The sequence below is a fragment of the Vibrio hibernica genome (genome assembly GCF_015223435.1).
GTDB lineage: Bacteria > Pseudomonadota > Gammaproteobacteria > Enterobacterales > Vibrionaceae > Vibrio > Vibrio hibernica.
The window spans coordinates 1-12,409 of record NZ_VHKO01000063.1; the positions used below are offsets into that span (position 1 = coordinate 1).

Sequence of the window (12,409 nt, forward strand, 5' to 3'; positions counted from 1 at the left end):
TACTTTTTCATAAAAAATTTAAAAATAAGTGCCAAGTGGCTAGTTTGCATCCAAAGCCTTATTTATACGCATTTTGACCCATTATTTTCACAGCTTATCCACAGGGTTGTTATGTTCTATTAATATTAATCACTTTCTATCATTAACAAACATGGTCATCTAAAGCATATTTTGACCTAATTGAAGCAAAAAAGGTTATCTATAAAAATAGATAACCTTTTTTGTTTAAGTAAATTAATGTAATGCCTATTAATTATATTCCTGATCCATCGGTTTCTGGGGTTCCATTATCTTCATGTAGACCACACTCTCGCTTTAATCCGAAAAAACGCGTTTCTTCTTCTGTCATTCCAGGTTCCCATTTACGTGTAGTATGTGTATCTCCCACAGATAAATACCCTTCCTCCCAAAGAGGGTGATAAGGCAAGCCTTCCTTCTCCAAATATTCATGTATGTTTTTATTAGTCCAATCAATAATAGGAAGAAATTTAAATACACCATTTTGAATCGCTAAAATAGGAAGGTGATTACGAGAACTAGATTGATCTCGACGCAAGCCTGAGAACCAAGTTTTCACTGCAAGATCTTTTAAAGCTCGGCGCATTGGTTCTACTTTATTGATTCGATTATATTGCTCTATTCCCTCAATACCTTGCTCCCACAATTTGCCATAACGAGCTTCTTGCCAATTTGGACCTTGTTCTGCTCGAAATATTTGTAGGTTGAGGTTCAACTTTTCTGTTAGCTCATCAATAAAGCGATATGTTTCAGGAAATAGATATCCCGTATCAGTCAATATAACAGGCACAGCTGCTTTTATTTTGGTTACTAAGTGAAGCATAACGGCTGCTTGAATACCAAAACTTGAAGATACTGCAAATTCACCATCTAGATTTTCTAGCGCCCAAGCCACCCTTTGTTCCGCTGCCAGTTCTTCTAGTTGGGTATTAATTTCAGCTAGCTGTAAACTTTGCTCTGCTTTATTTAGGGTCAAGAGTTCTGCCAGTTCAAACTTACTCACTAATTCAAATTTTGTTTCAATGGAATTAAGCATAGAAATCCCTTTTCGAGACAAAAACTTCATCAACAATACCGCTACGAATAGTAAAATCACCAAATCCTTCGTTATCTTTACGCTCTTTAGCCCAACGACTAACGAGGCTATCGATTTCCTCCAGAATTTGTTTATCGGTAATATTCTCTTTATACATCTTAGGGATACGAGTTCCACTACGATTACCACCAAGATGTAAGTTATAACGCCCAGGAGCTTTTCCCACCAAACCAATTTCAGCCAACATCGCCCTACCGCAACCATTTGGGCAACCTGTCACACGTAAGATAATATTTTCTTCTTTCGGCAATTGATGTTTTTGTAATATCCCTTCGACATTCGTTACAAATGCAGGTAAAAAACGCTCAGCCTCAGCCATTGCAAGTGGACAAGTAGGAAATGCCACGCACGCCATCGAATTTTTACGTTGCTCACTGACCGATTCATCCATTAAGCCATGATCGACAGCAATTTTTTCAATTCTTGTTTTTTGATCTGCAGGAACCCCAGCAACAATCAAATTTTGATTGGCGGTAATACGGAAATCACCTTTATGTATTTTTGCCAATTCGGCCATACCAGTTTTTAACGGCTTACCAGGTAAATCTAGTATGCGTCCGTTTTCAATAAATAATGATAGATAATGTTTCCCATCGATACCTTCTGACCAACCAATACGATCGCCTCGTTCTGTAAACTCATACGGACGACTCACTTCAAACTCACTTCCTGCGCGTTTTTCTACTTCCGCTTTAAATACATCAATCCCGACACGATCTAAAGTATATTTCGTTTTGGCATTTTTACGGTTAGAACGATTACCCCAATCACGTTGAGTTGTTACGACGGCCTCTGCAAATTTCAATGTATTTTCAACTGGAATAAAACCAAAATCATCAGCACGACGCGGGTAAGTTGATGTATCTCCATGAGTCATTGCCAAGCCACCACCGACTAACACATTAAAGCCAATTAATTTTCCGCTTTCTTGGATTGCCACAAAGTTAAGATCATTTCCATGCACATCCACATCATTTAATGGTGGAATAGCAATGGTCGTTTTAAATTTACGTGGTAAATAGGTACTGCCTAAGATTGGCTCTTCTTCTTTTACCGTGCTTTCAATTTTATCTGCATCTAACCAGACCTCGGCATAACCTGCAGCATGTGGCAAGAAATGCTCACTGATTTTTTGCGCCCACTCATAGGCTTCTTTATGCACTTCTGATTGATATGGATTTGCAGTACATAATACATTTCGGTTCATATCAGCAGCAGTACCGATAGTATCGATTCCAATTGAATTTAAAGCTTTATGCACTTTTTTAATATTGGGCTTTAAAATCCCATGGTATTGAAATGTCTGACGTGTTGTTAAGCGAATGCTGCCATATAAAGTATGTTCATCAGCCCATTGATCAACACCAAGCCATTGAGCTGGCGTAATGACACCCGCGGGCAAGCGAGCCCGAACCATTAAACTATGCAGCGGTTCTAATTTTTGTTTAGCTCTTTCAGCACGAATATCACGATCATCTTGTAAATACATACCGTGGAAACGGATCAAGGTGAAATTATCTCCCGTGACCGCACCTGTAATTGGGTTACTGAGATCTTCTGCAATCGTGCCACGTAAAAAATTACTTTCTGCTTTTAAACGCTCACCATCAGAAAGCGGTCCTAATACTTCACCTAATACGACTTGTTCTTTCGTGCTCATTAGTAGACATCCCTTTGGTAACGTTTCGCTTTACGTAAATCATTGATAAATTCTTCGGCTTGATCGTGAGTTAATTTCCCTTGCTGCTCTACCACAGTAATCAAAGCATTATGTACATCTTTCGCCATATGAGTCGCATCACCACAAACATAGAGATAAGCGCCTTCTTGCAACCATAACCACAACTGCGCAGCATTTTCTAAAATACGATCTTGCACATACACTTTTTTAGTTTGATCTCGACTAAATGCCACATCTAACTTATTCAAAACACCGGACTTAAGGTGTTTTTGCCACTCAACTTGATAAAGAAAATCTTGGGTAAAGGTACGGTCACCAAAGAATAACCAGTTTTTACCTTCCGCATCACACGCTTCACGCTCTTGAATAAAACTACGAAAGGGGGCGATACCAGTACCTGGGCCTATCATGATCACAGGAGTGCTATCATCTTGTGGTAATTTGAAGTTGTTATTGTGCTCGATAAACACTTTAACTTTATCGCCCTCCTCTAAGCTATTAACTAAAAAACCAGAAGCACCACCCAATCGAGCCTCGTCACCTTGCTGATACTCGACCAACCCTACCGTTAAATGAACTTCATCTTCCACTTCTGCTTGACTTGATGCTATGGAATAAAGTCGAGGTGTTAATCGACGTAATAAGCTCATTAACTCATCAGCTGTTAGCGTCGTTTTCTTCTCTTTCAATACATCGATAATCTGAGTGCTACCGGCATACTCACGCAGTTTGTCCTTATCTTGAACAAGATCTTGTAATTTTTCACTTCCAGAAAGCGCAGCATATTTTGTTACAAACTGAGGGTTTGCTGAAGTAATTTCAAATTTAGCGACTAAGGCGCTATGGATAGATAAACTATTAGCATCAAGATCAACACTTTCAATACCAGATAAACCGACTTGTTCTAAAATAGCCGTAACCAATTCAGAGCTATTTTCATACCAAACCCCTAGAGCATCTCCTGGTTGATACGTTAAACCAGAACCATCTAGATCAATCTCAATATGGCGAACATCTTTGCCTGAGTCGCGGCCTGTTATTTTTTGACTCGTTAATAAACTTGCCGTGTAAGGATTTTGCTTATTCCATTGACTTTCCTTATGGTTAAGTTGGCCAATAGGCAGTTGCACGACTTCAGCCTCACCACGCGGCAACATTTCTTTTACTTTCTCTAATGCCTGCTTACGCCACTCAGAGGCGGAAACCTCATAATCAACATCACAATCCAAACGCTCAAGAAATGGAGTAGCACCTTGCTTGCTTAAGAGAGCATCGAAATCTTTACCTGTTTGACAAAAAAACTCATAACTAGAATCACCTAAACTGATCACTGCATATTTCAGGTTAGGCAACTTAGGTGCTTTCTTTGATTGTAAAAATTCATGTAACTCAAGCGCATTATCTGGAGCTTCCCCTTCACCATTGGTCGAAGCCACGAAAATCACATGCGTTTCTTTCGCTAAATTTTTGCCTTTATAATCACTAGCATCAAAAAGATCGACCGCGATATCATTAGCCTGAGCTTCTTTTTTTAGAGCTTCCGCTACCCCTTTCGCATTGCCTGTTTGAGAAGCGAAAATAATAGTTAATTTACTAGCCGGTTTAGCTGCGACAGACAATTGAGTTTGCGCAGAGTGAGCCCCTATCACTTGATTGGTTTGGCTTAGCCCCCAAAAATAGCCACTTACCCAAGACAACTGTTGAGTCGATAACTCAGATACGGCTTGTTGTAATTGACTTAGTTGTTGATCATTAAGTGGACTGGCGAGAGCGGAAAGTTCTTTTGGCAACATGTATGACATCCCTATCTATATTTCATCGCTTATAGTTAATCTCGATAGATTAACCACTATGATTCATGGCGAGAAAGAATTGATAAGTATGTTTTATAACTTTTTGGAAATAGACTTGAACATAAGAAGGGAATACGGATAAAAACTCCGTAAAGTAAGTCACTCAGATTAAGTAAATTACAAAGATACAAAAGGGTAAGAGGTAAATATTATTTATTCGCAATACTAACTTGTTTAAAGCCCACTTTTTGCGCTAAACGCGAAGCATCCTCCAGATCATGGCAATGACATTCTTTACCATAAATATCAGTCAGCAACACTAACCCACCACGACTATCGCGAAATTCGACAATCCATGCATTTTCTTCAGCTGAGGATTCGATAATAGCCTCAACCAATAGATGCTCTTGATATAATCGTTGTAGTTCCGAAACAGTCATCATCAATCCCACTCAGAAAAAATATCGAAGCATCTAGCATTAACATTTTTTAATCATGACTCATATTTAGAATTGTGCGACTTTATATAGAGATATTGTGATCACATACTTTTGCTTACGGATAGGGATCTGGCTTATTGTAATACTTGTAGATATAAAGGCCGATAAGCGCCACTATAATCCAGGGCAGTAATTTCACCACAGTGCCAATCATAACAATAACCAAAGCAAGTAGAAGCGCAACTCCCATAGCAATAAAAAATGACACTATCGTTGCACCAGTCAATACAAAAATACTAATAAGCATTAAGATAAATAATAATTCAAACATACATAGATCCTCAATATAACCCCATAATGCAGCTTTCAAGCCAACTAAGTATATTTATAAAATCAAACAGTTAAAAAACTATAAATTTAGCCTAAAAATTAAAATGGCGAATTTCACCAATTAAAGGCTCAACTCACCACTTGAAACCATCTTCACTTAGTTAAAATATTCTATACATCAAGCTCTGCTGGGATTTTAGCTAGCGCAGCCTCCACCACTTCAATACCTGAACCTTTTTTATGTGCATTTTCACTAATATAACGGCGCCATTGACGAGCACCCGGCATGGCTTGAAATAACCCTAACATATGTCTAGTCATATGCCCTAGTGAAGCACCATTTAATAATTGTTGTTCAATATATGGATACATTTCCTGCACAATTTGGCGACGTTTTTTAATCGGTTTATCACAACCAAACAAAAGTTGATCGACCTCTGCAAGCATATATGGGTTTTGATAAGCTTCGCGTCCTACCATCACACCATCCAGATGTTGTAAATGCAGCAAGGAATCCTCAAGGGTTTTAACTCCACCATTAACGGCAATATTAAGCTGAGGAAAATCTTGTTTTAATTGATAAGCACGTGGGTAATCCAATGCTGGTATCTCTCGATTCTCTTTTGGACTCAAACCGGATAGCCAAGCTTTACGCGCATGGATAGTAAATTGATCCACACCACCTTGCTCGTTCACTATACTAATAAAGCGAATCAGAAATGCATAAGAATCTTGATCATCAATCCCAATACGAGTTTTCACCGTAACAGGAATATCTACCATATCGCGCATCGCGGAAACACACTCTGCAACCAGTTCAGGCTCAGACATTAAGCAAGCACCAAACTTTCCATTTTGTACACGATCTGATGGACATCCAACATTCAAATTCACTTCATCATAACCACGATCTTGAGCTAATTTAGCGCAATAGGCTAAATCTTTCACATTCGAGCCACCTAACTGCAACGCGATCGGATGTTCTTGTTGGCTATACTCAAGAAAATCACCTTTACCATGAATAATCGCGCCCGTGGTCACCATTTCGGTATACAACAAAGCATGCTCAGACATCAAACGATGAAAATAACGACAATGCCGGTCAGTCCAATCAAGCATAGGCGCAACAGAAAAGCGGTTAATATTGAAATAATGCATAAAACACCTAAAAACAGAATTAAAAGCTAAAAATAAGCCACGCTATAGATTTAAACTCTAAATGGCATTTCTTGGATCGTTATTATAACAGAAAAAATGACTAAAATTGGATGTTTTGGGGTCAAAAATGGGTCAAAATAAATGCATAATATGTCATAAAAAATATGAATATAATTTCTACAAAAAACACATTAAATTTAAAATCAATGAGTTAAAAATATGTACCTACCGTGCGTCTCATCAATCATAATTCCCCCTATTATAAATAGGATTAAATGATAATAATGAATAAACCACCACAATGCTTAGCTATCAGGCACAGTAATTATATCCGCTAGCTCTCCTTTCAGCATAAATGTCGGTATACCTCCAGACTAATCTAGTCGCCATACTCCCTAAGCCAATTTAAAAGCAAGGGGGTAATTTCGTTTAGTTCGTTACGTCGCTGGTTTCATAGCACTCTCCAATGTTAAGTTTGGAAAGTATAACCTGATTTAGGATGGGATATTAATACAAAAAAAGCCAGTCATAGACTAGGCTTTTCTTTTTAGAGATTTGCATAATCATGCAAATTGTATGGCAGGGGTGGAGAGATTCGAACTCCCAACACGCGGATTTGGAAAACCACTAAACAATAAACAAAATCAACGGCTTACAAAAAATAAATTTATCACTTGAGGCGTAAGAGGTCGTAAGTGGGCGTAACCAAAATAAAAGGCAACAAAAAAGCCGAATCCAGATAAAAATCAAGGTTCAGCTTTAAAAATAGTTATTCAATAAAATGAGTTAAACTTGCAATGCATTAGAAAAACAAAACCCTCCACGAGGGAGGGTCTGAAATTACATTCTAGCCAGCTTTTCAAAAGTTTTACGGTGCATTTTTAATATTCGTCTGGCCTCAGATTCATACTCAATACAACCGATCCAGTTAATAGGCATCAAAGGCCTTTAATCCAGTCGAATCGCTGCTTTTTTATAAGCTTGCTCTTTATCTCGCTTGACAATAGCAACCACCAGCACTGTGATAGTGTCATCATTCACTTGATAAATCATACGATAACCAGATGTGCGTAATTTAACTTTATAACAATTAGGAAGATCCCTAAGCTGATTTGCCGTCACCTTAGGTGAGTCTAATATCTCTTTTAGCTTTTTCTTAAATTGAAGCTGTACAGTACTGCCTAATTTTTTAAATTCCTTTAATGCTCTTGCGTCAAACTCTAACTCATAGGTCATCCAACGATACCTTTATGCGTTGAGGTGCGCTTAACCTCTGCTTTGCGATTGCAAGCAATTCTCGGTCTTGGTCATCCACTAAAACAGATTGGAAAGGTAGCCTGTTATTTTGCGCTACATATTCAAGCGTTTGACGCAGTACATCACTAGGGCTAACACCTAGCTCTTCGAGAGCGGCATAAGATTTTGCTTTCAAATTATCATCAATTCTAATATTAATTGTCGCCATAATATTGCTCCTTAATCGCCATAACAACGTAATTACATACGTGTATACATTGGTCATTACAACATAAAAAGTCAATACACCTAATCATCATTGATGTTCATTTAATGGGTTCAGTCTAACCGCATCATTCAAATGGCTCGGTGCTAAATGGGCATACCTCATTGTCGTGGTAATTTCGCTATGCCCTAAAATATCTTTTAACACCACAATATTCCCACCTTGCATGACAAAGTGACTCGCAAAGGTATGTGTCACCACCAGTGCAAAAATGATCCACTAACACCAATTGAAAATTGATCCACTTGGTATCATTCAGTTTTAACAAAACTGGATGGTGATTATGTTAACCAAGGAGATTTTTGTGGACATTATTACCCTATATCGACAAGGAAAAAGCATGCGGGCAATAGCTCGTGAGTTGAATATTTCACGCAATACCGTTAAAAAATATATCGTTGAACCAGATGCTTATCCCCAATATAAAGCAAGGCTTACGACTCAAAGTAAACTTACTCCATATAAACAATACAATCTTCACCTTTACGGATCCATCCATAAGTAATTTTCGCCGCTTGGCTTGGATGCACGGCATCCATGAATAAAATAGGCTCATCACGTTGTTTCAGCTCACGATAGTATTCAATGAACGCTTGTTGTGCCTCTGGATTGAACTTATGAGGGACGCCTTTAGGTTTCTTATAAGAGAAGCCATTGTGATGTAGCCACTTGTTCATACCAGCAACGGTGTAGATAACTTCAAATTCAGACAGAACATAATCAACAATTTGATGGGTATGAAAATAGGTTTGTTCAGAGAGATGCCCAATGAGCGCCATCGTTTCTATCGAGTTGAGCTTACTCTGAGAGCCACCATTTTCTGGTGTGAGCTTTTCAGATTGTAAGTACTCATTGATATGACGAGTTACGGTAGTTTCATGAATTCGTAAAGCTTGAGAAATCATCGTATTTGTCCAGCCTTCAGACGCAAGCAAGACCGCTTTAATGCGGTCTCGCACTCGACCATCACGCGCAGAGTCGTGCATGCGTTCGAGTTGTTTCTTTTTTTGGTTGGATAGTTCTATTTTCATGTTGGCTAGCATGATCCTGTTAAACGATAAAATCAAGCATCTTCAATGATCACGGGTATAGATAGTATCGAAGTGCTGTGTGGAATACACTCCCCCAGTATTGTTGATCAAAGAGTTTAGATGTATTTTTATACTGTCCTATTAGCCAATTAAGTTGATCAAATAACACTGAATGAACACGACTCTCTTCAACTGCTGGAATATCAAAGGGAACCTGAATGATTTTCTCTAGAAAATCGCGCCCATCTTGAGAATTAGTCGTTAATTTTTCTTCAACTATATTTCTTTGGAAGATAAGTAAAAAAACAACATTTGGGAAATCAGCATTTGCTTTTTTCAGAAGAATCCTTACGGCCAACAGCTTTTGATATCTCAGTGAAAAAAGATGATGTAATCTTATCTTGGGCAGCCCATTCCCATGGATTAAACTCTATGACATCTAAAGGTTGAGACGATTTTGATAATTTTTCTAACACCATATTTTTAATCGATGACTTCCCGCTACCCCATCGACCATGAAGAGCTACGACTAAACTATCTATCCCTTTCCATGATGAAAGTGCTTTTGCAAGATTATCCGAAAAACTAGCACGTCCGAGTAAATCGTCTTCAATTTTAGATATTGGCCTATCTGCTGAAAATTTTTGCATACCTATTTAAAGCGCCTAATTAATTATTGGTTATCAAAATTATCTGAATATTTTTAATTCATGCGCATTTACGCACAAAAAACGCACGTTTGCGATCCTGCCCATTTTAAAAATACAGCTTGAACCCTTTATGTTGCTTGGTTTTAGGCCTATTTGGTGGTGCGCGTAATTTTGCGTTTATTTCCGCGCTGAATTTTGATGGGGAGGAGGGGGTGAGCCCTCTTTAGGTCTAAGCGACCCATTCTTGCATTTATTTTCGCCCCTACTGTCCTTATGGATTTTTCCTAATTCCATGATATAGAACGAGGTTCTATTTTCCAAATCTAAAACGTCCAGTACCTTAGCTTTATTCTAAATTGTGACCTAGAAGAGGAAATGAGCCGTGTATGTAACCTGCCCTGTGTGTCATTCCAAAGCCAGAACCGTTGAACAGAGAAAAGAATCGAAAAGCAAAGAGGTGAGCAAATGAATACTTGCCCCAAATGCACACAACGTACGCGAGTCTTAACCTCTCGCGCTATTTCAGCCGAAATAAGAGAAACCTATTGCCAGTGCACACACTGTGGCCACCGCTTTCGCCAACTCGCGGTGTTTGAGAAATTCATTGTCCGAAATCTACAGGCCACGGCTCCTGACCCGACGTTACAACCTGACATTGCCAAAAGACGGCAGTCAATGCTTGAGAGCCTTGGCTTACTTCAATACACCCCAAAGCCTTCGCCCACTTCGGCAATGACCTTTATTTAACCCAGAACATGACTAATTGGATAGCCCTATGAATATTGAAACAAAAAAAGAAATTCACCGCACTGCAAACTGCCCTAAAAGAGACCTATGCCGTATCATCGGTGAATGAAACCTTTAGCGTTAACCCTACTGCGGCTCAGTTCCTGATTGAAGACATCAAGAAAACCGATGACTTCTTAGAGCGCATTAACATCATCACCGTTAGCCAACAATTTGGTGATGCGATTGGTTTAGGCATTGGTGGTTTAATTGCCTCGCGCACGGATACTGGTTCGGGTAAGGAGCGTAAGACACGCTCTGCGCATGAAATGAGTGCCATCAAATACGAATGTGCGCAAACCAACTTTGATACACACATCACCTATAAACAATTGGATGCGTTCGCTCACCTAAAAAACTTTGAAGAGCGAGTAAATGACAAAATTCGTATTCAATCGGATTTAGATAAGGTGCGTGTGGGGTTTTATGGCGTAAGTGCGCAAAGCGATACTGACGTTGAAGCCTATCCAAATGGGGAAGATGTTAACCAAGGTTGGATTGAGTTATTGCGAAAATACAAATCATCACAAATCCTGTCAGAAGTGGTGGTTGATTCAGGGGAAATTCGCATTGGTGAGGGCGGTGACTTTGTAAACCTTGACCTTGCCGTGTTGAACGTAAAAAACAAACTGGATGATGTGTTTTTATCGACGAATGATTTAGTGGCCATTGTGAGCAGTGAGCTTATCGCGACTGACCAAGCTCGCCTCTACGCTGAAAACGGCAACACGCCAAGCGAGAAATCTAAGATTGAAATGCGCCAAGTCATTGCGACCTATGGTGGTCTACCGACCTTTGCGGTATCAAGCTTCCCACCTCGCGGTATTATGGTGACAAGCTTTGATAACCTATCTATTTATATTTTAGAAAATTCCATTCGTAAATCGGTTGGTGAGCTAAATGACAAACTTGATCGTGTTGAGAACTTTGAATCGGTTGGTATGGCTTACATGGTTGAGCAACCAACCAAAGCGGCTGCATTAGAATTTAAGAATGTGAAGCTCAAGCAAGCAGGCTCAGACATTTGGGCGTAAACCATGATAGTTCGCTCAAGCTGGGCGACTACATGAACCACTAATCAATCAGCATAGAGTAAAGGTATGTTTCACTCAGAGCCCATTTGTATATTAACGGCTGGTACGACCGTCGATGGTCGCTTCATTGAGCAAAAAATCATTGATGATATTGCTGCAACCTACGACCCCGAAAGGTATAACGCTCGTATCAATGCGAATAATCATAAGAGGTCGATTCGATATGGTTCGGTGTTATCCGTTGAGAAACGAGGCAACCAACTATTTGCTGTATTACAGCCGAATTCAGCCTTGCTAGAAACGATTGAAAAAGGCCAACTTCTTCATACTTACTGTGAAGTTGATCCGGATTTTGCAGGCACAGGAAAAAGTTACTTAACAGGGTTAGCGTTAACGGATGAACCTGTTTCATTAGGCACGACGCAAATGCACCTATCGGTTGATAATGCAAATAGCACCAAAGAACCGACCAACCGTATTGATCGTACTGGCAAGCCTATTAATTTAAGTCAGCAGCAAAAGAAAGAATTGGAAGCGAAGGTAGATAAGTTAGAGGCTCAGCTCGACACTATAAGTGAGTTATTGAGTCGACAACCTTATTATTAAAGTATTGCTCGGCCTTTAGTCGGAGCGCGCGAAGTGCTGTAAAAGTAGCACAGTAAAAGAAGTACCTTAAATACGAAAAAAGCCTAGTCAAATGACTAGGCTTTTCTTTTTGGAGCTTTGCATAATTATGCAAATTGTATGGCAGGGGTGGAGAGATTCGAACTCCCAACACGCGGATTTGGAATCCGCTGCTCTGCCAGTTGGAGCTACACCCCTAAAATTTGTGGCGGAGTGGACGGGACTCGAACCCGCGACCCCCGGCGT

14 protein-coding genes, 1 tRNA gene and 2 pseudogenes are annotated in these 12,409 nt (G+C 39.4%); 4 read left to right on the top strand and 13 right to left on the bottom strand.

What is annotated here, in order from left to right:
• Positions 1-253: 253 nt before the first annotated feature.
• From FH976_RS14060 to FH976_RS14100, 9 genes and pseudogenes are all read right to left on the bottom strand, one after another.
• The gene (locus FH976_RS14060; RefSeq protein ID WP_194091462.1) at positions 254-1,054 is read right to left on the bottom strand and encodes a phosphoadenylyl-sulfate reductase; all 801 of its coding nucleotides are present in this window, start codon (positions 1,052-1,054) and stop codon (positions 254-256) included.
• Positions 1,047-2,774 (bottom strand): assimilatory sulfite reductase (NADPH) hemoprotein subunit, encoded by a 1,728-nt coding sequence (cysI, locus tag FH976_RS14065; protein ID WP_194091463.1) that lies wholly within the window; start codon positions 2,772-2,774, stop codon positions 1,047-1,049. Before cysI ends, FH976_RS14060 begins: the two co-directional genes overlap by 8 nt.
• Positions 2,774-4,588, bottom strand: coding sequence for an assimilatory sulfite reductase (NADPH) flavoprotein subunit (locus tag FH976_RS14070; protein ID WP_194091464.1), 1,815 nt, complete (start codon positions 4,586-4,588; stop codon positions 2,774-2,776). Before FH976_RS14070 ends, cysI begins: the two co-directional genes overlap by 1 nt.
• A gap of 209 nt (positions 4,589-4,797) precedes the next feature.
• Positions 4,798-5,031, bottom strand: a complete 234-nt coding sequence (locus FH976_RS14075; protein WP_407701654.1) for a hypothetical protein — start codon at positions 5,029-5,031, stop codon at positions 4,798-4,800.
• Positions 5,032-5,143: 112 nt separating this feature from the next.
• The gene (locus FH976_RS14080; protein ID WP_194091465.1) at positions 5,144-5,359 is read right to left on the bottom strand and encodes an envelope stress response protein PspG; all 216 of its coding nucleotides are present in this window, start codon (positions 5,357-5,359) and stop codon (positions 5,144-5,146) included.
• 170 nt (positions 5,360-5,529) lie between these two features.
• The gene (gene dusA / locus FH976_RS14085) at positions 5,530-6,516 is read right to left on the bottom strand and encodes a tRNA dihydrouridine(20/20a) synthase DusA (RefSeq protein WP_194091466.1); all 987 of its coding nucleotides are present in this window, start codon (positions 6,514-6,516) and stop codon (positions 5,530-5,532) included.
• A 948-nt stretch (positions 6,517-7,464) separates the two neighbouring features.
• Positions 7,465-7,752, bottom strand: coding sequence for a type II toxin-antitoxin system RelE family toxin (locus FH976_RS14090; RefSeq protein WP_194091467.1), 288 nt, complete (start codon positions 7,750-7,752; stop codon positions 7,465-7,467).
• A complete protein-coding gene (locus tag FH976_RS14095; protein ID WP_194091468.1) occupies positions 7,742-7,981 on the bottom strand; it encodes a type II toxin-antitoxin system RelB/DinJ family antitoxin in 240 nt (79 codons plus the stop codon). The genes FH976_RS14090 and FH976_RS14095 overlap by 11 nt, the downstream gene beginning before the upstream one ends.
• 87 nt (positions 7,982-8,068) lie before the next feature.
• A pseudogene (locus FH976_RS14100) lies at positions 8,069-8,239 on the bottom strand (tyrosine-type recombinase/integrase); the annotation flags it as partial.
• An 82-nt stretch (positions 8,240-8,321) separates the two neighbouring features.
• Here FH976_RS14100 and FH976_RS16180 point away from each other — a divergent pair.
• Positions 8,322-8,543, top strand: coding sequence for a helix-turn-helix domain-containing protein (locus FH976_RS16180; protein ID WP_407701655.1), 222 nt, complete (start codon positions 8,322-8,324; stop codon positions 8,541-8,543).
• Here FH976_RS16180 and FH976_RS14110 read toward each other — a convergent pair.
• From FH976_RS14110 to FH976_RS15985, 3 genes and pseudogenes are all read right to left on the bottom strand, one after another.
• Positions 8,503-9,069, bottom strand: a pseudogene (locus tag FH976_RS14110) (IS630 family transposase); the annotation flags it as partial. The gene FH976_RS16180 and the pseudogene FH976_RS14110 overlap by 41 nt on opposite strands.
• 49 nt (positions 9,070-9,118) lie before the next feature.
• On the bottom strand, positions 9,119-9,427 hold the full coding sequence (locus tag FH976_RS15980; RefSeq protein WP_228767457.1) for a P-loop NTPase fold protein: 309 nt from the start codon (positions 9,425-9,427) through the stop codon (positions 9,119-9,121).
• Positions 9,390-9,719 (bottom strand): P-loop NTPase fold protein, encoded by a 330-nt coding sequence (locus FH976_RS15985; RefSeq protein ID WP_228767458.1) that lies wholly within the window; start codon positions 9,717-9,719, stop codon positions 9,390-9,392. The genes FH976_RS15980 and FH976_RS15985 overlap by 38 nt, the downstream gene beginning before the upstream one ends.
• 465 nt (positions 9,720-10,184) lie before the next feature.
• Between FH976_RS15985 and FH976_RS14120 the strand changes: the two genes are divergently transcribed.
• The 3 genes from FH976_RS14120 (at position 10,185) to FH976_RS14130 (ending at position 12,145) form a co-directional block, all read left to right on the top strand.
• Positions 10,185-10,466, top strand: a complete 282-nt coding sequence (locus FH976_RS14120; protein WP_194091470.1) for an ogr/Delta-like zinc finger family protein — start codon at positions 10,185-10,187, stop codon at positions 10,464-10,466.
• 35 nt (positions 10,467-10,501) lie between these two features.
• On the top strand, positions 10,502-11,539 hold the full coding sequence (locus tag FH976_RS14125; protein WP_194091471.1) for a phage major capsid protein, P2 family: 1,038 nt from the start codon (positions 10,502-10,504) through the stop codon (positions 11,537-11,539).
• A gap of 66 nt (positions 11,540-11,605) precedes the next feature.
• Positions 11,606-12,145 carry a GPO family capsid scaffolding protein gene (locus tag FH976_RS14130; RefSeq protein ID WP_194091472.1) on the top strand — a complete coding sequence of 180 codons (540 nt, stop codon included), beginning with the start codon at positions 11,606-11,608 and terminating at the stop codon, positions 12,143-12,145.
• 139 nt (positions 12,146-12,284) lie between these two features.
• Here FH976_RS14130 and FH976_RS14135 read toward each other — a convergent pair.
• Positions 12,285-12,361, bottom strand: a tRNA-Trp gene (locus tag FH976_RS14135).
• Positions 12,362-12,409: the final 48 nt, after the last annotated feature.